This window comes from Amycolatopsis sp. NPDC114484 (assembly GCF_055633755.1).
Genome location: NZ_JBVKDQ010000027.1, coordinates 25,498 through 46,096, shown reverse-complemented (window position 1 = coordinate 46,096; position 20,599 = coordinate 25,498). Strand labels below are relative to the sequence as shown.

General features: G+C 66.2%; 14 protein-coding genes. 3 read left to right on the top strand and 11 right to left on the bottom strand.

Going from position 1 to position 20,599, the window contains the following annotated elements:
- Positions 1–157 precede the first annotated feature (157 nt).
- The 4 genes from ACZ7SW_RS39125 to shbA all read right to left on the bottom strand — a co-directional run bounded on the left by ACZ7SW_RS39125 (position 158) and on the right by shbA (position 4,474).
- Entirely contained in the window at positions 158–2,734 is a 2,577-nt protein-coding gene (locus tag ACZ7SW_RS39125; protein WP_470235412.1) for a fibronectin type III domain-containing protein, read from the bottom strand.
- 163 nt (positions 2,735–2,897) lie between these two features.
- Positions 2,898–3,110: a hypothetical protein gene (locus ACZ7SW_RS39120; RefSeq protein WP_470235411.1), complete on the bottom strand. Its 213-nt coding sequence runs from the start codon at positions 3,108–3,110 to the stop codon at positions 2,898–2,900.
- Positions 3,111–3,331: 221 nt separating this feature from the next.
- On the bottom strand, positions 3,332–3,664 hold the full coding sequence (locus tag ACZ7SW_RS39115) for a hypothetical protein (RefSeq protein ID WP_470235410.1): 333 nt from the start codon (positions 3,662–3,664) through the stop codon (positions 3,332–3,334).
- A gap of 195 nt (positions 3,665–3,859) precedes the next feature.
- Positions 3,860–4,474 carry an RNA polymerase sigma factor ShbA gene (shbA, locus tag ACZ7SW_RS39110; protein WP_470235463.1) on the bottom strand — a complete coding sequence of 205 codons (615 nt, stop codon included), beginning with the start codon at positions 4,472–4,474 and terminating at the stop codon, positions 3,860–3,862.
- A gap of 380 nt (positions 4,475–4,854) precedes the next feature.
- Between shbA and ACZ7SW_RS39105 the strand changes: the two genes are divergently transcribed.
- On the top strand, positions 4,855–6,612 hold the full coding sequence (locus ACZ7SW_RS39105; protein ID WP_470235409.1) for a GAF domain-containing protein: 1,758 nt from the start codon (positions 4,855–4,857) through the stop codon (positions 6,610–6,612).
- 275 nt (positions 6,613–6,887) lie between these two features.
- Here the strand turns inward: ACZ7SW_RS39105 and ACZ7SW_RS39100 are convergent, their stop codons facing one another.
- A complete protein-coding gene (locus ACZ7SW_RS39100; RefSeq protein ID WP_470235408.1) occupies positions 6,888–7,013 on the bottom strand; it encodes a hypothetical protein in 126 nt (41 codons plus the stop codon).
- A 353-nt stretch (positions 7,014–7,366) separates the two neighbouring features.
- A complete protein-coding gene (locus ACZ7SW_RS39095; protein WP_470235407.1) occupies positions 7,367–7,510 on the bottom strand; it encodes a hypothetical protein in 144 nt (47 codons plus the stop codon).
- 439 nt (positions 7,511–7,949) lie between these two features.
- Between ACZ7SW_RS39095 and ACZ7SW_RS39090 the strand changes: the two genes are divergently transcribed.
- Entirely contained in the window at positions 7,950–9,746 is a 1,797-nt protein-coding gene (locus tag ACZ7SW_RS39090; RefSeq protein WP_470235406.1) for a Z1 domain-containing protein, read from the top strand.
- A 61-nt stretch (positions 9,747–9,807) separates the two neighbouring features.
- Complete coding sequence (locus ACZ7SW_RS39085) at positions 9,808–9,933, top strand: hypothetical protein (RefSeq protein WP_470235405.1); 126 nt, start codon at positions 9,808–9,810, stop codon at positions 9,931–9,933.
- A gap of 634 nt (positions 9,934–10,567) precedes the next feature.
- Here the strand turns inward: ACZ7SW_RS39085 and ACZ7SW_RS39080 are convergent.
- The 5 genes from ACZ7SW_RS39080 to drmA form a co-directional block, all read right to left on the bottom strand.
- Positions 10,568–11,875 carry a tyrosine-type recombinase/integrase gene (locus ACZ7SW_RS39080; protein ID WP_470235404.1) on the bottom strand — a complete coding sequence of 436 codons (1,308 nt, stop codon included), beginning with the start codon at positions 11,873–11,875 and terminating at the stop codon, positions 10,568–10,570.
- A 749-nt stretch (positions 11,876–12,624) separates the two neighbouring features.
- Positions 12,625–13,755 (bottom strand): DNA cytosine methyltransferase, encoded by a 1,131-nt coding sequence (locus ACZ7SW_RS39075; RefSeq protein WP_470235403.1) that lies wholly within the window; start codon positions 13,753–13,755, stop codon positions 12,625–12,627.
- Positions 13,756–14,061: 306 nt separating this feature from the next.
- On the bottom strand, positions 14,062–14,769 hold the full coding sequence (gene drmC, locus ACZ7SW_RS39070) for a DISARM system phospholipase D-like protein DrmC (protein WP_470235402.1): 708 nt from the start codon (positions 14,767–14,769) through the stop codon (positions 14,062–14,064).
- A 1-nt stretch (position 14,770) separates the two neighbouring features.
- Positions 14,771–16,840, bottom strand: a complete 2,070-nt coding sequence (gene drmB, locus ACZ7SW_RS39065) for a DrmB family protein (RefSeq protein WP_470235401.1) — start codon at positions 16,838–16,840, stop codon at positions 14,771–14,773.
- Complete coding sequence (gene drmA / locus ACZ7SW_RS39060; RefSeq protein ID WP_470235400.1) at positions 16,837–20,487, bottom strand: DISARM system helicase DrmA; 3,651 nt, start codon at positions 20,485–20,487, stop codon at positions 16,837–16,839. The genes drmB and drmA overlap by 4 nt, the downstream gene beginning before the upstream one ends.
- Positions 20,488–20,599 lie beyond the last annotated feature (112 nt).

Genomic DNA, 20,599 nt, shown 5'->3' with positions numbered 1-20,599 from the left:
CGATGCGGACGGCGTCGCACTCCCCCGGCGCCGTTCTTTGAGGTCCAGTGCGCAGGACTGTTCCGATTTCGGCGATTTCTGTGCTCAGCCCCCACCGATCACCGGAATGTCCGCCGTGGGCCGGCCTCCCCCACGGCCGGGCCACGCCGGACTCCGGTCAGGTGGCGTCGCCCGACAGCGGTCCCCACCCGACCTGGTTCTTGGCGATCACCTGGTAGCCGGTCCTGACGTAGGAGAGGACCTTCGCTCCGTCCATGGTGATGCTGGTTCCGGTGAGACGCTGCTGCACGTAGGGTCCGTACAGCGCGCGGAGATCGTTGTGCATGATGAGCGCGCAACCGGTGATGGAGTTGCCGCCGTCGCTCCCCGGCGGATCCCAGGCGATGGTGACCTGATCGGCGCCGGGGCCGGCCTTCAGATGAACGTTGCGAGGCTCGCCGGGTTTGAGCGCGCCGATGTGCAGCACGCCCTTGGTCGTTTTGGCCGGGCAGTTGCCCGCGGCCGCTTGGCCGGCCAGGACGACGTCCGAATCGGACAGACCATCGATCTTGCCGGGAGCGGTGTAGGCGCCGTCCGGGGTGATGGTGCCCAGCGCGCCGGGCGCGAGCCGGAAGGTGATGGGCGCGGTGCTGGCACAGCCGTCCCGTTTGGCCGACAGTCGCACGGTCTGTTTCACCTTGACCTCGGCGACAACCGGGTTCAGTTCGAGCCCGTCGTAGGGTCCGCCGCTGTCCCGCACTCGTGCGGACACCTGCCCGAGGACAGTGGAGTAGTCCGCTTTGAGCAAGGAAACCCTGAAGGTGAGATCGGCGCGGATCCCGACCTCGACGGCGGCCCACGGATTGCCGGCGGTGCTGGCGGTGAGGGCGAGGAACGGGGTCAGGCTGAGTCCTGGTCCCGCCACGTCGTAGAGCAGGAAGGTCAGGTTGGCGGGGAACTCGATGCCGATGCCGGCCGTCGCGCCGAAATCGGCTTGGAACGAGGCCTTGGGTTTCGTGGTGAGATTCGTGCTGGCCCAGGCGCCGTTCTCGTAGCTGATCCGCCCGCCGACAGTTTGTTCGTAAGTGCCGCGGAAGGCCAGTTCCAGCCCGCCCTTGGCATTGAGCTGGGCGGAGAGGGTGAACACGGGGCACACGACGACCGGCACCGGTCCGACGAAGAAGGTCTGGCAGGCGTACCGGACTTCGGCGAGATCCTTTTTCGCCAGCGTCTGCTGGATGTAAGCGGCGAGTTTTCCGTCGACCCCGGCTTTGACCTCCGCCGCCGCGGCGAAACGGAATACCGGGGAACTGAAGACGCCGAGGCTCAGATAGAAATCCCAGGTCGGTTTCACCGACAGCTCTCCGTGCAGCTCGCTGTGCAGGGCGACCTGGGCGGAACCCTCCTCGCTGACCGGGAAGCTCACGTCGAGCCCGAGATTCCCGCTGAGCGAAGGCTCGGCCATGCGCACGCCCGGCCGCAGCGGCCGGAAGCCGGTGATCTGGTTGGCGTTCAGTTCGCCGGCGACCTCGGCTTCCGCTTTGGGCGCGGCCTGGTCGAGCGTGGCGCTCGTGGTGTCCAGGGTGACCTGGTTGCCGCTGGCGGCCGCCTTCGTGATCTTGCGCAGCAGCCCGTCCTGATCGGCGTTGCTGTCCGGAAGCGCCGGTGCCACCAGGATCGCACCGGTTTTGACGCCCTTGACCTGAGCGGTCGCCGGGTTGAACACCAGCCGGTCCGGAGTGTTCCCGGTGAGCGTCCGCGCCGACTCGGCGGACAGCACCACCGTGTCCGGGCTGGTTTCCGCCACGGGACGGACGCCGTGCGACGAACTGTCGGCGGCACCGGCACCGGCACCGGCCGCGGTAGTGGCTGCGACCGAGAGGGTGTACCGCGTCTTCGGGTCCAAACCGGACAGTCGGGTGGACGTGCCGAGAACCGTTTGCGGGCGCGGTCCGCCGGACACGGTGTAGCTGAGGACAGGGCTGCCGCCGTCGTCCTCCGGCGGAAGCCAGGACACGTCCAGCGCGGCTTGCCCCTGGACCGGCAAGACCCGCAGCTCTCGTGGCGCGCTCGGGGCATACGGGGCGCGAGGGGTGACGGGCTCGGTCGCCGCGGGGCCAGTGCCTTTGGCATTGCGCGCCGCGACGGAGACGCGATACTCGGTGCCATTGGCCAGCCCGGGGATTACGGCGCTCCTGGCGTTCGCGTCGGTGGTCACCGTGCGACCGTCGGGATTTGCGGTGACGGTGTAGCCGGTGACCGGGGAACCGTTGTCGTTCGCCGGGTCCCAGGCGACGGCAGCGGAAGCCGTCCGGCCGTGCAGCGAGGTGATCACCGGCGCCACGGGCGGCGCCGCCGGATGCGGGACCACCGGGTTGGACGGTTCGGAGTCCGGGGTGATCCCGACGTTGCGCCCGTTCACCTCGTAGGCGGTGAAGGTGTATTTGGTGCCGTTGGCCAACCCGTTGAAACGCAACGTGAGCACGCCGGCCTGGACAGTGCTCGCGGTGGCGCCGCCGGGGGAAGCCACGATGACGAGCTTGTTCCTGTCATTGCCGCCCAGCGGCGGTCCCAGCCGGCAGTAGGGAATGAACGACACGTCGGCGCCGCCGTCGCGCGCGAGCACGGCGGTGAGGACCGGTCCCTCGGCAGCCAGCCTCGGCGCGGCCGACGCGCTGCCGGTGAGCCCCATGCCCACGATGAGGCCCGCGAGAGCGAAGGCGAGAAATCGCTTGAATATTCGACGATGTGACACGATCAGCCTCCTGTCACTACGGGCACGACCCGATTCGACGGGTCGGGAGGGATTTTAGTGACGGGGTTCTGTGACCGGCAATTGCACGTTGATGTCGCACCATTCCGAGACGGCCACTCGTCCAGCCTTTCAGCAAAACCCAGAGTCACCTAGTTGTCGCAAATCAATGTGCTTCGCGGCGGTTGCTGATCCATTCGATGACAGCAGGACTCGGACCGCCATGACAGGCAACCGAACCGGAGCCGCCGTAAACCTTCAACGAAACACCCGCCTCTCCCCCATGGATAGATGAAATCGTCGCCAAAGCACGCAGCCGGAGCGGATTCAGCAGTTTTTCCGCATAGTGCAAGCATTCGTAAGCGAATATCGCAATCACCGGGCGACCCTGCCGCGAATGATCCAGCGCTAGCGCGGCCCCTCGCCGCATTCGTCGCGGGCAAGAGCCGGTGCCGTGGCTTTATCGCGGTGGCCGCGACGTCGTTCTCGAACGCTCGCTGCTCCGCTAGTTCGCGCCCTGCGGCGAGCTTGCCGGTGATGCCGGATTCGAGAGCCGAGTACACGGCGTCGCGAGCGACGAGGCGCTCGAGAAGCTCCGGTTCAGCATCCGCCCGAGCCGCGCGTGCCGAGCGTGTCCGCCCTTGCGAGGGAAGGAGAAACACGGCGCTTCCCATCGGGAGCGACAGCCATCGACGGCATCAACTGCGGACCTTCGACCAGCACCGGCACGGATTCGACGGCTCGGGCGCGCACGTCGGCGATGATGAGCGGGAGACGCGCGTGCGCGGTGGCGAGGAATGCGGCAGCAGCATGCTCCGGACCTTGAGCGAGTTGCTCGTCCAAGGTCGTGCTCGCTGCGGGAAGTCGCTCCTGGTGGCCCGCTCCCTGCGCACCGCCGATCCAGATCATCGCCGGCCACGACATGTCCGTCACGAATTCCGACCATGCCGACGACACCGCCACCACCGCGCGGACTTGCCGCCAACCTCGGCGGCCAGCGGGAACTGCCCGACCTGCCGGGCAGTTGCACCAGCCGATACCGGCCGAGCCGCCCGGACATCCGCGAGTGCCATCCCCACTCGGCCGACGGGCATCGGGCGAGCGGTGTGCCAAGGCCGTCCGCTCGGGTCACCAGTCCCGGTCCTTGAGCATCTCGCGCAGTTTGGCCAGCGCGCGATGCTGGGTGACGCGGACGTTGACCGCCGAGATGCCCAGCGCCCGCGCGGTCTCGTCGGCGCTGTGGCCGACCACGACGCGCAGCGTCAGGATCTCCTGCTGGATCGGGGCGAGCCGGGCGAGCAGCTCCCGCAGGGTGCTGCCCAGGTCGAGGCGCAGCGCCTGCGTTTCGGGCTCGTTTCCCGACACCTCGACCTCGGGCAGCTCGGCGACGGGCTGAAGCCGGTCGCGCGCCGCGGCCCGGTAGGCGTCGGCCACCTTGTTCGCCGCGATCGCGAACACCAGGCTCAGGAACGAGCCGCCGCGGTCCTGGTAGGCGGGCAGCGCTCGCAGGACGGCGACACACACTTCCTGGGCGACATCGTCCGCGGACACGTACCGCAGATCCCGCCCGCCCATCCGGGCCCGGCAGTATCGCGTGACCGCCGGACGAAGAACCGCGAGCAGGCGGGCGATCGCGGTCTGGTCGCGGTTCCCGGCCGCGCGCACCAGCGAGGCCAGGTCCTCGTCGGCCAGCCGCCCGGAGACCCGGCCAACCGCCTCCTCCGCGGCGGGAACGTCGAGCACCGAAACTCCGGTGCCGGACCGGAACTCGGTGCGCGACAGGACGTCGGCACCGCGGGAACCGGCCGGGCAATAGCCGGTCGAACCTCTGAAGCCCTGCTCGTCTGCCACCGCGGTCGTCCCCTCGCCCCACGCACCCGTCCCTGCCGCTATGAGCGTGCCGGGCGAGCACCGGTACCGGCAGAGACATGCGACCTGAGAACGGGGACCAAAGTCACCCTCGCGAAATCGTCGAGGCGTACCCGCGCGATCCACCGGTGACCTCCAAGCGACGCCTCTCTCCGCGGGGACAGTCCCGATTCCGGCGCGCCCCAGGTCATCCCCGTTGCCCGAATGGCATGGTTGTCGAGCGGGGGTCCCGCGCGGAGGAAGATCGGGGCGTCATGTCGGACTCAGTTGATTTCGAAGCGGTGTTCCTGGCCGCGCCGTCGCCGACCGCGGTGCTGTCGCGGGAATTCGTCATCCTCGCGGTCAATGACGCTTACGAGGCGGTTTCGGGCCGCCGCCGGGACGATCTGGTCGGGCGGAACGTGTTCGAGGCGTTCCCGGACGATCCGCAGGACCCGCGCGGGGCGCGGGCGCTGCGCGCATCGCTCGAACGGGTGCGGTCCACCCGGCAACGGCACACGATGCCGCTGCAGCGTTACGACGTCGAGGTCCCCGAGCGACCGGGCGTCGTGGAGCAGCGTTATCGGAGCCCGGTCAACGCACCGGTCCTCGGGTCCGGCGGTTCGGTGCGGTTCATCCTGCACCGCGTCGAGGAAGTGACGGGCTTCCTGCGTCAGCTGCGCGCGGCCGGGCCCGCACCGGAGACCGGGGAGGTGCAGGCGATGCAGGCCGAGGTGTTCGCGCGCAGCCGGGAACTGCACCAGGCCAATCAGCAGCTCGCCGCGGCCGCGGACATCTCCACGGCGCTGCTGGCGGACGTCCCGCCCGCCGAGGTGCTGGACCTGATCGCGGCCCGGGCGCGCGAGATCGCCGAAGTCGACCAGACGCTGCTGCTGGCTCCCGACGACAACGGAGACCATCTCGTCACCGCGGCCGCGGCCGGCGCGCAGTCGCAGGCGTACCGGGCGCTGCGGTTGCCGCTCGCCGGGGGCTCCGGCGCGGAACCGCTGGCCGTGCGGGTCTATCGGACCGGCGAGTCAGCGGTCAACGAGAACGCCGCTCAAGCCGGCCGTGACGCCGGCCTTGCCCCGGAGGTCGCCGTGGGCTCGGCGCTCGGGGTGCCGCTGGGGTCGCCGGGCGCGGTGCGCGGCGTCCTCGCCGTCGTCAACGAACCCGGACACACCGTCGCCGCGCACCAGGCCGTGCGGTCGCTGGAGCTGTTCGCCGCGCAGGCGGCGATCGCCTTGGAACTGGCCGAGCGGAGGTCGGACACGGTGCGTTTGTCGCTGCTCGACGACCGGGAACGGATCGCCCGCGAGCTCAACACGTCCGTGGTCGCGCGGCTCTCCGGCATCGGCATGGAGCTGACCGCGGCGCTGAAGCTCATCCAGCGTCCGGCCGCGGCCGAGCGCGTGCACGACGCGGTCGAAGCACTGGACCACGTCATCCGGTTGCTGAACTCCGCCGTCTTCGAGGCACCGGAAGACCCCGCCCCGCAACGCCACCTGCACCGGCGGATCCACGACCTCGTCGACAGCGCCGCGGCGACGCTCGGGGTCGCCACCACGACCCGGGCCGACAGCAGGCTGGGCACCGCACTCGGCGATCAGGCCGCGGCGGCCTTGCTGGAAATGCTGAACACCGCATTGTCCGACGTAGCGGGCCGTCCCGGTGCCCGGCACATCCTCGTCATCGCCGAACTGCGCCCCGAACCGGCGCCTGGCCGCGTCTACGCGCGAGTCGAGGACGACGGAACTCCAACGGTGTCGGCCAGCCACAGCACGCGGTTCGGCGGAGACTTCGCCCTCGCCGCCCGCGCGGGCGGCGAGGGCGGTGGTCACCTGGCAGCTGCCGCTCGCGGAGACGGTCCGCTTCGATTGACCGGATCGACTCCGCCGAAAGCGGTTCAGGCCGGCTTGGCCGCTTCGTTCGGATGGCGCCGCATCGTGTCGTATTCGATCGCCCGCTTCAGCCACGCGTCGAACGGCTCGGCGTGGATCTTGGCGAGCTTCAGCACGAACGCGCCGACGTAGCTTGCGTCCCGTTATCGGTTGGAGCCTTTGGAGCCAGCCCGGTGCTTCCGTTCCGAGCACCTGGTTGCCGAGAGCACGCGCTCGGTGGCCTAGCAGTGCCACGACTTCGCGCGCGGTGACCGATGCTTTGCCGAACGGGCTGGAGCTGACGACCGGGCTGCGGAAGCTCTTAGAGGCGAAGGACTGATTCGTCCGGACCGCGCTGCCGGAGGACTAAAGCTGATCCTCGACACGGCGAAGCCCCACGCGGTCCGTGAGGGCTTCGTGGTCCGCCGTTAGTTCAGGTCGTCCTCGACCGCCTGTTTCCACGCCTGTCCGGCTTCGTGCTTGACCTCTTCCGGAGTGGTCGCTTCGGCCACTTCAGCCCAGCAGTTCTCGGCGAGGTAGGCGTCCTCGGCCATCCGGAACCAGGTGCCGGCTGCTCTGACTACCTTTCCGCCGACTGAATTCAAGAACAAGGGCAGGGGCCATCGAGGATCGTCCGCAAGACCGCAGCACCGAGCGGGAATTCGCTCCAGAAATTCTGGATTGCGTCGCGATACCGCCACCTCACGACAATCAAAACTCCCCGGGCCCGGAGTGCTCGACCATCGCGCCCATACGACACAAGTCGGCTACCGATCGCGGTTCAGGCCCACAGCGGGCCTGACCCCGCCCGATCTGCCGGTTTGTCGCAAGCCGGCAGATCGCCAGGGTGCTGCGCCGCGGATCGGCCATTGTCAGGGCAAAGGACCGTCTCCGTAATTCGCGCCTGCTACCGGCATGCGACCCACCAGCTGATCGCGGTGATGATCAGTCCCCCGCAACCGCTGGCGAGCCCCTTCAGCAACCCCAGCGCGATCTCCGCGCCTGCCCGCCGCCACGTCCCCTGCAACTGTTCAGCCTTCTTCTCAGTCATGCCCGTTCCTCCTTGTCGTGGGTCGATGCAGGTCACACTGCCGTCCGAGCTGATGTTGCAGCGATTGCAGCGCGTTGCAAAAGCTTGTGCAACAGCTGGCCGACGCGCAGCTGCTGGGGTTTACTTGGCGAGTGCGGCACACCTCTGGTCACCTTGAGCCGCTTAGAACGAACCTCCCCGCCGAGCGAGCCGCGCTCGCGAATGCGCTACGCGCGCAGTTCAGGGTGCTGCTTCCGATGTCCCTGCGTGAATATGCAAGGAAGCAAGCACTCCAGGCAAGCACGGTGACCCGCTACTTGGCCGGCGCGGTGCTACCGTCCGAAGACTTCATCAACGACCTCGTCGACGAGGTCCAGCTTCGGCTCCACGCACCACAACCTGGGCAGCCCCGACAGCTGTTGAGCCTGCTGTACGCCGCTCAAGACGCTCAGAGCGGGACGTGGGGCTGCAGAAGCAGGCGGCAGCTCTCCGAGCTCGTCTCGAGTCTCTCGAGCTGAGCCGTCAGGAGTTGCTCGAAGAGAACCGCGAGCTCAGAAACGGCCAGTCCGCAGCGAGCGAGTCCATACGCCAGCAGCTGCGGGTAGCGCAGAACCGGATCACCAAACTCGAGAATGAACGCGCCACTCTCCTCGCGCGTCTTGACGACTCGGCCGCCGCCCATCCGCCGGGCACGCGGGTGATCGACGGAGGATACTGGCGCTTCTACCGGGAATCCTTGCAAGCCCAGGGCTGGTCTACTCAGGCGATCGCCAATGCCGATTCCGTGGCCGCCTCGGTACTCTCGCACCTAGCAACCCCTTCCACCATCGCGCCTGGTCACAGCAAAGGGCTGGTGATCGGCCAGCCAGGAAGCGGCCGAACCGCCGCCGCTATCGGCCTCATCGCGAAGGCTATTGACACAGGATACCGCTTGGTCATCGTCCTCGGCGGCAACCGGAACGTACTCCGTCGACAGGTCCAGGAACGCCTCGACGAAGCGCTCCCCTCATTGCCAGGTGAGCCTGCCATCGTCCGGCTAACCGGCGCGGACCTCGACTACAGCAGGCTGGGCCCGCGCTTGCGCGCGCTGGAGTTCGAGAAGCAGCGGCCGGACCAGCCACTGAACTCACCGGAAAACCTGAATAACACCGCAGTACGCCTGCTCGTGGTCAAGAAAAACGCTGCGGTATTACGAAAGCTAAACGTCGATCTGAACGCCAGTTTCTCGCTTGCCGAGATCCCAGCCCTCATTGTCGACCTGGACACCGACATAGCACAGCCAGGATCCGCCGTTTACCGACATGTCAACAAATTGCTCCGCACTCTTCCAAATGCTCAGCACATTACCTACGCCTACAGTCCTTTTGCCGACGTTCTAGCCGACGACGGAATCGACTTCGTCGTCGACTTGCCGAGACCCGCCGAACACATTGGCCCCGACACCTTCCAGCACACCGGCCGGGACGTACCAGTCGAACAGCGGGACCTGGCCAGATCGGGAGAAGCTGCCTTCGTCCGCCGCGTCGATCCGCAGGAACGCGGCCTTGTGACCTCGATGGACGCGTTCGTGCTGACAGGTGCGATGAAGATTCATCGCACCTCGCAGGTTGGCGAAGTATTCGACAGGCATACCTTGTTCGTGCACGGATCAGCCCGGCTCAAAGAACAAGAAGCCCTCTGCGCCCAGGTCGCCGCCCTATGGCGGGACACCAGCTACGCAAGCACCGACGGCATCTCCCGGCTACGCGAACTCTTCGAAACAGACGTCTTGCCGGTGTCGCGAGCTCGCAACACAGAGGTACAGCTGCCATCTTCCTTCGATGAGCTAATCCCCGCCATCGAGACAGCTTTGGCCCGCATCGGAGAAAATCCGATCGCCCGCGAACCGGGCACCGGCGCAGACCGTTTATGGAAGATCTTCGTATCCAATTCCCGTTCAGCAGGAGAATCCGCCAGCGACGGACTCACCATCCTGCACGTGCACGACAGCACTGGAATAACCACAGCACTCAAGCTCTCGGACATCTGGTTCGGCTCCCGTCCACACTATACAGACCTGATTCGCCTTCACATTCCCGCATCCAGCCAGTCCGGCCGCGACCCCTATGCCGAACTTTCCAGCATTTGGCATGCATCAGAAGAACTTCGCACCGAAATTTTCGACCCGGCCAAACCCTCCTCTCTTAACATAAATGAATCATTCATACAAGAAGAGGGTGACACAACACGCCTTGACAGTGACAGCAGTGATCACTAGCTGAAACCGGAAGATCGCGATGGCCACCTTGATATCAGACCCGCCCGGTGTTCCGACATGGGTGGAGCTGATACTGGCCAAGCCGCTCACCGGCCCGCTGCCCGCTGACGCGAACTGGTCCGACGAGGACAAAGTGGACGGATACCGCTGCGCCGACAACCTCGACATCAGCTGCTACAGCGTCTGACCGAAACCCGAGCCACGCGACTGCTCAGCACCCTCGCCAGCCACATCAAGCCGACGGCAACTCGCTAAAGGCTCGGGGCCCCCGGCGACAACTCCTGCCATCGGCACACTGCACCAGCGCAGACACCGCGCGCCGAACGACCACACTCGCCTGAGCCCGCCCATCACCGCCTCCAGCCAGAAGTGAAGGAAAATACAACCTCAGGGTGGCAAACTCCCAGGTCAAGAAGTGTTGCCCTCGGGTGAGCAGGGGTGGCCTGACTGGATCAACGTCCCGCGTGACCTCGGGCGCTGTGCTCCTCGCTCGAACTAAGGTTGACATCTTCGAACTCTTCGGCCGGCGACCCGAACACCGGCCTTCCTCGTCGCCCCAGACTCTAGACAACACGTCCGCACCGCGAGACAATGCGGGAAATTCGCAATGCACATTCATGCGAATTTTCCTGGAGCAGAACTGGAGCAGGGCCGTGGTTCCAACGACGCCGAACAGCGTTGAACCGCAATCACGTGCGGTCAACTGCGGCATCCTTCCTGCGGGTTCTCGATAACCACAGGTCAGGGACGCGTCCGGCTGGCAGTGAGGGGGTCAGGGGTTCGAGTCCCCTTAGCTCCACAGGTTCGGTGAACCCCTTTGATCACGCGGTTGGCGCTGGTCGGAGGGGTTTTCTCGTGTCCGCAGGTTGATCTTGCGTGATCGAGTGGAGCCGATCCGGGGTGCCCCAGGTGGGGAGTTTCTGGGGCGTGCTGCTCCAGGGCACGCGCTTGCGGGCAGTGCCGTTTCCTCTCCCCTGCCGGGCAAGGCGGGAGTTGTCCCTCTTTCCATCGGTGATAGGGGCGGGAAGATTCGGCCTTTGCCGGCGTGTCCGGGACGGCGGAATGGGAGGACGAGATTTCGCCGATGCCCTTTCCTGTTGCGCGGGCCGGGTGGGACGCGGGCTGCGGGAGGCTTTGCGCCAGCGCCGCTGCAGGTCGGCCAGCAACCGGGTCTCCACTTCGCGCGCCACGTGCGAATACGTCTCCACGACCCGGTCGGGCAGATGGTGACCCAGACGGCGGGCCTGCGCGATCTCCGGAGCCCCGCCCGCGATCAGCCAGGTCTTGTGGCTGTGCCGCAACCCGTGGAACGTCAGCCCGGGACACACCGAGTAGGCCCGGACCCCGGGCCGGTGGCAGCCTTCGATCGCCGGACGCAACACCCTGCGGTCGAAGGTGGAGCGCCACAGCCAGGTCCCGCGCGAGGTGGTGAACACGAACTCGAACGGATGGCTGTCCAAGTGCCGGCACAGCAACCGGACCAGGAACGGCGGCAACGCGACCCGCCGCGCCGACGACGGCGTCTTCGGCGGCCCCAGCCATCGCCGGCCCCGGCTCTCGTGCAACGACCCCCGCTCCGGGTCCACGACGAGATGCCCGGTGTCGAGGTCGAGGTTGTCGCGGTGCAGCGCGGCGAGCTCGCCCCACCGGCACCCCGTCCACGCCGCGGTGATGACCAGCAGACGCGCGATGTCACCGCCCAGCGCGGCTGCCTGATCGGCGATCCGCAGCACCTGCTCCGGCGTCGCCCACACCCGCTCCCGCACCAGAGTCCTGCAGCGCCGGCCGCGGCGACGGCGCTGCCGCACCGGATTCACCGCGATCAACCGCTCGTCCACCGCATCAGCCAAAATCATCGACAACAGCTTCGCCCAACTCGACACCGTCGCCGCCGCGTAACCGGCCTCAGCAGCCGCCGTCTTCCACCCGTCCACCTCCAGCGCGGTGATCTCCCCGATCGGCATCGACCCGAAACGCGCCAGCAGATGACACCGCAAGTAACTGTCGTAGTTGTCCACCGTCCGCGGATCAAGATCCTGCGCCTGCCACCACCGCCGCACCCAATCCCCAAACAACACACGACCATCCGCCGGATCGATCCACACCTTGCGGCGCTGGTCAGACTCCATGTCCCCGGCATACCCGGCAGCCGCCCTGCGCGACGCGAACCCCGGCACCGAACCAACACCACCACCCGCACGGCGATAACGAACCCGCCACGAACACCGCCCAGACTGCTCCACCCACGCCATCACAACCTCCCGACACGCGACAACACGCCGTTTCCGTCATGCGCCCAGACAACCGAGAAGTCAACCCATGGCAGCCAAGAAGGGTCTGCCCAGACATCATCTGGTGCACGCTGCGGCTCAACGTCGCACCTCACCCGCACTCAAGCTTCCGTTGTAACGGCGTCTGTGCTCGATGCCGCGGGCGGTCAAACCCGGGCCGCCAAGTTCGTCCAGGTCGTCACGACCGAAAGGAAAAGCGGCACGGCACAGCAGACTGGGCCGCCTCACGTCGCTGACGCGGGCAGAACGGGACGGGTCCCAGGCTCAGCTCAGATCCCGCTCCGTCCCGTCAGCTTGCCCTCGTGCAGCACGAGCTTCACATCCGCCTGGCACCGACGTTCGGCTCCACACCGGCACGATCGGCAGTCCGCGCCCACCTCCGCAGCGGCTGGTGGTTAACCTCCAGCTGACAAGTTACCTGCGCCACCGGAGGAACGCGGAACACGTCAACGCGGCCGCATCCTCTGATACTCCTGCGGATACTTCGACGAACCACATACAAACGCATCCTTCCCCAAGCCGAAGCCATGGATCAGGGTGTCCGACCCACCGAGGGGAACCTCATAGCGTGGAGTCGCTCAGGCGTATCAATTCGCGGCCATTGCGGCGATGTGCGTATCGAGTGCCGCCACGAAATGGTCGTCGCGCCGCAAAGTGCTGGCCTTCAACCGCTCGGTGAATCCGGTCGTTGCTCCGAGGCTGAGCGGCTCGGAAGAGAATCGCTCCAAAAGGGCCGCCAGCGACATACGCGGTCGCAAGACGATTGGCCGTTCGCTGAGCTGCCATGCCTCCCGTTTCCCTGCCACCGACGACGCAGCAGCCGGCCAGCGCTGCCCCGGGGTCAACACACGGCGGTCGACGTCCACAGGCACCCCTGGAGACACGAGACGACGACCAATCCACTCCGCCACGGGCACCGTGACAGCGTTGCCAACCATCTTCCAGCGCTCCCCGAGCTTGCCAGCACCCTCGGTCCAACCTGCTCTGAAACCTTGCAACCGCTCACCGGCATGAATGCTGGGGCGGCAGATCGCCTTGCCGATTTCTGCGCCGGGAATCCACACGCCGGGAGGCGAGGCGATGCCCAGCTTCGAGCCGCCTTTGAGGGTCGGAGTGACTCCTTCGCCCCAGCCGATGCCACGGTTGCCCTCAGTCCAGTAGAAGCCGTAGGCGCTGTGGCGCTTCCGGGCGACCGGCGCACCGACCTCATCGGCCAGAAGGACCTGGCGGGGGTCCTCAAGCTGTGAAGCCACGAGGAAGACTCTGCGGCGGCGCTGTCGTACCCCGAAGTGTTGAGAATCCACCGTCCGGTAAGCCCAGTTCCAATCGTTCTCATCCAGCCACTCGGTGATGTGGCGGATCGGTGCCCCGCCATGGAGCGTCAACATGTTGGGCACGTTTTCCAGGACTAGCCACGTCGGCGGAGAATCAGCGATCAGACGAAAGACCTCGCGGATGAGGCCCGACTCGCCGCCTGTGATTCCGGCCGTTCGACCGACCTGGCTCAGATCGGTGCATGGGAACCCTGCTGTCACGACGTCAGAGTCAGGTAAGGCTCCGAGTTCGCGGATATCACCCACGACAGGTGCGTCGAATCGTCGCCGGAGCGTGGTGGCCGCGGGCTCCCAGTACTCGCACAGCAACTCGGTTTCGATCCCAGCCCTGTCCAACCCGAGTTCGAGCCCGCCGATGCCTGAAAACAGTCCCACTGACCTCACGGGGACATCCTCGAGCGATTCGGGGGAAGAAGCAAGGCGCCGCTCCGATTCTTTTCAATCTTCGGGAAGGCACCCGTGATGACTTTCATGATCTCTGGCACGGTCGGCTCGTCGACTGGAGGTACTGGCTGATCTTCAGCCCGCTGCGCCGATGGTTCGATCTGAAGGTCTTCAGATGCAGGAGCCGCGAGCGGACCGCTGCCGTGATTGCCTGACACGAGCAGTCCACCTCCCGGGACGCACCTGACGTTCTCGGCGGCCTTCACGAAGCTTCTGAACGCGCCATCTCCGTCCTGTTCCTTGCTGTCAGTCCAGGTCGACCAGGACGCCGTGCTGGTGCAGCAGCTCTAGGCGCTCGCGCAGGCCGGTGGAAATGGCAATATCAGTGCTCAACAAACCGCATTCAAGGCTGCGTTCGGCAGCAGCTTTGGAGAAGTTGGCGCTGGTGACCAGGGCTTCACGATCATCGACGGTGATCAGCTTGGCATGTTGTATGGCGTAGGCTTCGTTGGCGGGTTGCTCAAGGGTCCAGATCTGGGCCCCGACGAGCATACCCGCGACCATCTCCGCCGTCTCACGACGTTGGGCGGTGTCGACCACGACTGTGACTTCGACGCCGCGCTTGAGCGCGTTTCGCAGCGCGACTAGGTGTGGTGAACCCCAGCTCGCGGAATATGTCGCAGCGTACACCGAACCTTCCGCCCGGTTGATGAGGTCGAGAGCGGCCTTGGTCGTCCTTCCTTCGGCGCCAGGCACGTCGCGAGGGTTGGTCCAAACGATATCTGGCCGCGAGATCCTCGGCACCGCTGCTATGCCCTCAAGTGCCGCGACGGCGCAGTCGACGTCTGCGTCGCTGCGAACTAGGTCTCGCAACAGCATCTTTACATCCATCTGGTTGACGCGGTACGCCTTCTTCGCCGCGAGGTTCGTGCGGCGGCGCTGCCGGAGATCGGCAGCGATACGCGCGGCTTCCTCCGGCGTGAGCAGCGCACCCAGTCGCGCGATTGCTGACACCTCAGCGCACCTCGACCAGGCTCTCGAGCAGTCCGGGGGTCTTAACCTTCTGATCGTCCACAAGCCCGAGCAACATTCGCCGGTCGAGGAAGCGGTTGGTCCGCTCACAGCTGGTCTCGCTCAGGAAGAGGCAGAAATGGCAGGCCGCTCCGTGCAGGAACTCCTCCTTTCCCTCGGGCACGCGGTGACTGCAGATCGGGTCCGATGAACAACGCAGTCCTCGACGAAGCGCCTTCGCGGCCAGGTCTTCCAGCTTGTCCGGCTTGGCAAGCTCCACGAGCCCCCCAAGCGTTCCCTCGCTGTCGGACGCTGTGGTGCTGATCAGCAACCCTGCAGCCGGCGGGTGCTTGTCATCGCCCTTCCACGCATATATCCGCTCCGTGAGGCTCGCCGACCCATAGCCGCTCGACATCGCTGCCTCGCGGATCAACAGGTGCGACAACGTATGGATCGCCCAGTAACGCGGCGGCGGAAACCGCTCGTCCGGGTCCAGGTCGTCCGCGGTCCTGCTAGTTCGGCGCCGGAAGTTGAGGCGATGCGCCTCCTCGAACCGGCCCCATACCCCGAGATTCTTGACCGATTCTTCCCATTGAGCGATCACGGATTCGTCGAAGCGCAGGAACACTCCCTCGCCTCTGTCCTCGGTGGCGGGGACCCAGGTCGGCCTCCCGTTCCGGGTCAAGGGCACGACCCGCTCCCTTGCATCGTCCATGCGGTCGAGCGCATCGATGCGGGTGAAGCCGATGAAGGCGTTGACCTTCTTCAGCTTCTCGACCGCGACAGTCTCGACGACGACGTCCGACAACAGGGCAGTGACGTCGCGTCGCACGGCGCGGAAGTCGGCCATGCCGGAGTGGCGGGTGTACTTCTGCTCGTCGGTCAGGACTGCCCATTCGGGGCCGAGAATCGTCCGTGGATCAGCACGCTTCTCGGGTGCTGTCACCGCGCTGGGTACCGACTCGCCGCGGGCGAGCTGCACGGCCTGCCACAGCACGTCGTCGGGTACGTCGTCGAACGCGTCGGTCTGCGCGATGCTCGACACCATCATCCGAAACATGCCGATGGCCGATTCGTCCTGCGGTGCGTCCAACGCGTGTTTGGGGAGTGCCCGCAACTCCGGCACGAGTTCCTCCGGCGTCGCTGCTTCTTCGCGCGGCAGCGCCAGCAGGCTCAGCGTGGAGGGGAACCACTGGTTGGCCGCACCGAGCATCATCAACCGGCCTTGGTGCTCACAGGGATAGAACGCGTCGAGATGTGCGTGGCGACCGCGGCAATACGGGAGTTTGTCTTCCGCCGCGCGACCAGTCGCTTCCCGCATACCGCGTCGAGAGTCGCAAGAGAGGCACATGAGCTGGACGTCCGGACCGATGTTGCTCTTCCATTCCCGCATGCGCAGCTGTGGGAGTGCGTCGCCGCTCGCGCATGTGCGACCACGATGCACCCAGGCGACGTACGGAAACTCGTCGAGGTGGCCGGCTACGCAGGCGATCAGGTAGCGCGCTGGAACGACGGCCTGGTCGGCACCACTGCCCTTGCCTTGAAACCCCTTGCATCGCTTGTGCACGAATTTCGCTTGGTCAGGGCGGTAGCGGTTGGTGTTCTGGTAGGCGAACATTTCGTGCGAGACCGGCGCGAGCAGACCGCAGCCCGTGCAGCGCAGCCACTGCGGGAAGATGCGGCTGGGTATGCCGAGGTCGACAGCGTCGGTGCCAGCATGTCCCTTCTCTTCTGGGGCCCACGGCGGCTTCCGGAGCTCGCTGACCTGGTCGCCGAGGTGGGAACGGACGAGGTCCAGGAGGCGTCGCTCGAGGATCACGTCGATAACAGGGCGGCGGTCGTAGATCCGGTCCCATGCCTCGAGGCCGTGTGGCATCACGGCGAGGTGGGGCAGGTCGATGGTCGCACCGATGCCGTTGGTGTAGAGCATCGCCGACGGGCGGATCGATCCGACACGTGCCCGGTTCTTGGGATTGTTCTCTTCGACATCGCCTGTCGGGTCCAGATCGGCGACTCCGACAGAGACCGGTTCGGATGCGTTGACGAGAGCGTTGTCCGTGGCCTGCTCAGTCACTGCGTGACCTCCTCGGGGAACTTCCAATCCGGCCGCTCCCGCGGCTCCTTGAAGGCGAGCCGATCCGCGCTGGGGCTGACCAGCAGGTTGATCTCGGGCTGGACCTCGCGCATCGAATTGGCGACGACGAACACCCGGTCGGCCTGTGTGGGCAGCTTGGTTTCGGGGCTGATCAACAGCGGCCAACCGGCCTTGTTCTGCGGCGGGCGCTCGTAGAACAGCTGTCCGTAGACCTCTTCAGCCTTGTCGTGCCAGCGGTCGAGCCGCTGCAGCAGCTTCAGCCGCATCCGATCTGCGGCCTCGGGCGTGTCCGCCGCCGGCCCCGCCCGACCGACCAGCTGCTCGATCAGGTTCTGCACCACCTGCATTTTGCTGGCCACCCGTCCGGCACCGCCTTCCGCGGACAGCGATCGTTGGGTGACCCGTGCCACGCCGACGAGCACACCCATCAGGCCTCGCTCCATCGCAGTGTCGGAGTACGGCGTGACGCTGAGCGCCTCGACCTGCGCGTAGAAGGTCTCGTGGTAGTGCCGGAACTGCTCGAAATGCGCCATGTCGCGCGGCCGCGACCAGTTCGCCAGCGACACCACGAGCCCGGGCTTCTTCGCGTCACGACCGACACGTGAGGATGCCTGGATGTACTCTGCGGTGTTCTTCGGCTGACCTACCACGAGCATCAGACCCAGCCGAGGCACGTCGACACCGACCTGCAGCATCGAGGTGGCGAGGACGACGTCGTACGGCTTTTCCCCCCACGGCGGCGGTGCCTTCCCCGCTTCCTTGGCCTCGGCGGCCGCCCTGCGGTGCTCCGCTCGGCCGTGCGTACTCCAGCGGCGGCTGAACGGCCGTGACAGCTTGTCGAGCGTCTTGGCGATGTCCTCAGCTGAGATGCGTGAGGTGAGTTCGCCGATCTCCAGGCCTTCCCGATCGGTTGTGCGGCGGGGGAAGGGCTCGGTGTTCCCGGTGACGCGTGTGGTGACGTCGTCGTCGAGATAGCGTCGCATGCCAGCGAGCTCGCGAGTGGCGGAGAAGTAGCCGACGGTCGTCAGGTAGGGATCTGCAGCGTCGCCATGAGTGTCCAGCAGCTTCTGGCCGGCGAGCAGCAGAACTTCCGCGAGCCGGATCTCGGCCAGGGTGAGCCGGATGCCGTGAGCGCAGACGCCGAGGTACTTCCTCCCAGGATCGTCGTCGGAGACCGGCTTTTCTTTGGAGAAATACGTGTCGCGGACGTCGAGCACCTGGGGCGGGAAAACGTCGATGCCGCGACCGTAGAGCGCTTCGACCTGCCGGTCGGCGTTGGCGACCGTTGCGGTGGAGGCAACTACGAGCGGGCGGATCGTCCTGCCGTCGCGCGGGTACCACGACAGGAGGTCGACGGCGTTTTCGAAGACGCCGACAGCGGTGCCGAGCGCACCCGTGATGAGGTGCAGTTCGTCCTGGATGATCAGGTCGGGTGGGCGTAGTCGGTCGACCTTCTGCATGACGACCTTGGGGAGAATGCCCCTGGCGTTGTGTGATTGCGCTTGCCCGCACCCGCTGCGGGCGTCTGGATGCCGGTAGCCGTGGCGGGGACACCACTCGTCGACATAGCCGAACAGGCTGGCTGCCTCGCCTTCGCGGGCGAGTCGAGCAAACTTGTCGACGGTGGCGAGGAGGAAGGTGGGAGGGTTGCGGTAGATCTCGTCGTCGACGGTGGTGATGGGAAGTGCGCCGTCGGCGTCACCATCAATGGAGAACGCGCAGTCGCCTCCCTTGCGATCACCGCAGTAGACCTGCACGCGTTCGGTGACGGGATCGGGGTCGACGTCACGCTTGGGGTCGATCTTGGTTCCGCACCAGGGGCAGCGCTGAAGCTGAAGCACGGTGAGGCCGTGAGCGCGCCACGAATTCTCGCCCCGCGCCTCGACGACCTGGCGTTCGGCATCCTTGTAGCGTTTAGGACTGACAGCCGAACCCACCCACAGGCCGATGGTGAACGGTTTCTCGCCCCAGGTCGCGATGTCCTCCTGCCGGATCAGCTCAGCGGCGCACACGAGCGCAGCGGCGCGTTGGAACTGCTGCGAGGTGAGGAGCCGCAGCGTGTAGCGCATGAGGACGGCGACACCGTCGCCACCGTCGAGCATGCCGTCGTCGGTCTCAATTTTGCCCTGCAACCGCCGGATCGCGAACGTGTACGCAGCGAGCCCAAGATAGGCCTCCGTCTTGCCGCCACCGGTCGGGAAGAACAGCAACTCGACGTTAGCTGCGTCACCGCTGCGGTAGGGATGCGCCGGTTCGGTAAGGGCCGGCAGCTGGAGCAGTACGAACGCGAGCTGGAACGGCCGCCACGACGCGACCGACGGGTCATCCGGCTCTCGTGCGATGAGTTCAGCGAGAACGTCGTTGATCTTCTTGGACTCGGCGCCGGCACGGGTGGCGGCGATCTGGCTGTGGATCCGTTGGTCCCGCATGGCCCGGTTCATGAACTGGAACGCCTGCAGCGCCTGTCGGTCCTTCTTCAAGAGCTGCACGCCTTCGCGGAGCCGCTCTGCGACGACCTCGGCCTCCCCGATCGCGTCTTCGGCGGTCTCTCGCAGGTGCTCGGGCAACTCTTCGGCGATCGCCTGTTGTTCAGTCAGCCACTCGGAGTACCCGACGATCAATGGCCCGAATGCCGCCTCGGCACCATCGGCGTCAAGCTCCGCGAGCGCCTTCATCGCCGTGATTGCGTCGGCGGCACCGCCCGGCACGGTCTGGGCAACGTCAGCGGTGGGGAGCCACGTGGTCTCGACCGAATAAGCCTTCCGCACCCGCTCGTCGGCGGTCCAGGTGGCAGAACAGGTCCGGCCGATGGCGAATTCGAGTCGATGCCGGTACTGCAGGTCCAAGCGTCGTCGCTCGTCGTCGTCCTCGTCGTAGTTGCCCTCCATGACGTCCCGCGTGGGCAGGAAGACAGCCTCACCGCTGTTTGCCTCGACCCTCAGCTTGGTCTGGAACAACCAGTCCCTCGGCGGCGCATCCATGCCGGTAACCCGGTCGTTGGAGAGGGCAATTTCGACGATTGTGCGGTCCGCGAGCGGGAACAGCTCGACCCGCAGCGTGACGTCACGGTCAAGCTCGATCGGTTCCAGGATCGCGTGCTCGTCGGGGTCCTGGACATCGATTTCGGCCGATCGCTCAAACGGCGTCCGCTGCGAGTAGAGGATCTTGCGCCCGTCCGCGTTCTCACGCCGACTGCCTTCGTATCTCCCCCAGACGGCCGTCACAGCGAGAACGCCACAATCTCGCGGAACCTGGAACCTCAGTCCCATCGATGATGGGTGCGTCAGCGCACCCTTGGGCCCCTCGTCACGATCCTCGTCGTCATCCGCAGTTCCAGTCTCCTCATTCGTGTCGACCGGCACCCCTTGTTGCGGCAAGTGCTGTCGGTCGACGTCGGAGATGGCCTCGCCAGTCTCCCCCGGATCCCATGCATCGCCTCCGACAGCCAACGCCGAGACCTCTTGCAGTTCCGGATCGATGGTGACCGGTGCCAATGCCCCGACGTTGTACTGCGCCCGCGGAGTTCCGACGATCTCCTCCTCGGCACCCTCGCGCGGCCCGAGCAACTCCTGCTCGATGAGATCTACGAGATCGGCCCGGATTTGGGTCGACGAAGTACCAGCCATCAACGAGTCCTCCAAGGGTTCAAGCACTGCCAATTTGCCACACCAGCCGACACGCGATCGAGCCGCTCACCCACCCGGCGCATCAATGCCGAGTCGCGCTGTCAGCCGGGCC

Coding starts and splice junctions, on each gene's coding strand:
- ACZ7SW_RS39105 (WP_470235409.1), top strand. CDS start 4,855: ATGTCGGACTCAGTTGATTTCGAAGCGGTGTTCCTGGCCGCGCCGTCG.
- ACZ7SW_RS39100 (WP_470235408.1), bottom strand. CDS start 7,013: ATGGCCGAGGACGCCTACCTCGCCGAGAACTGCTGGGCTGAAGTGGCC.
- ACZ7SW_RS39095 (WP_470235407.1), bottom strand. CDS start 7,510: ATGACTGAGAAGAAGGCTGAACAGTTGCAGGGGACGTGGCGGCGGGCA.
- ACZ7SW_RS39080 (WP_470235404.1), bottom strand. CDS start 11,875: ATGGAGTCTGACCAGCGCCGCAAGGTGTGGATCGATCCGGCGGATGGT.
- drmA (WP_470235400.1), bottom strand. CDS start 20,487: ATGGCTGGTACTTCGTCGACCCAAATCCGGGCCGATCTCGTAGATCTC.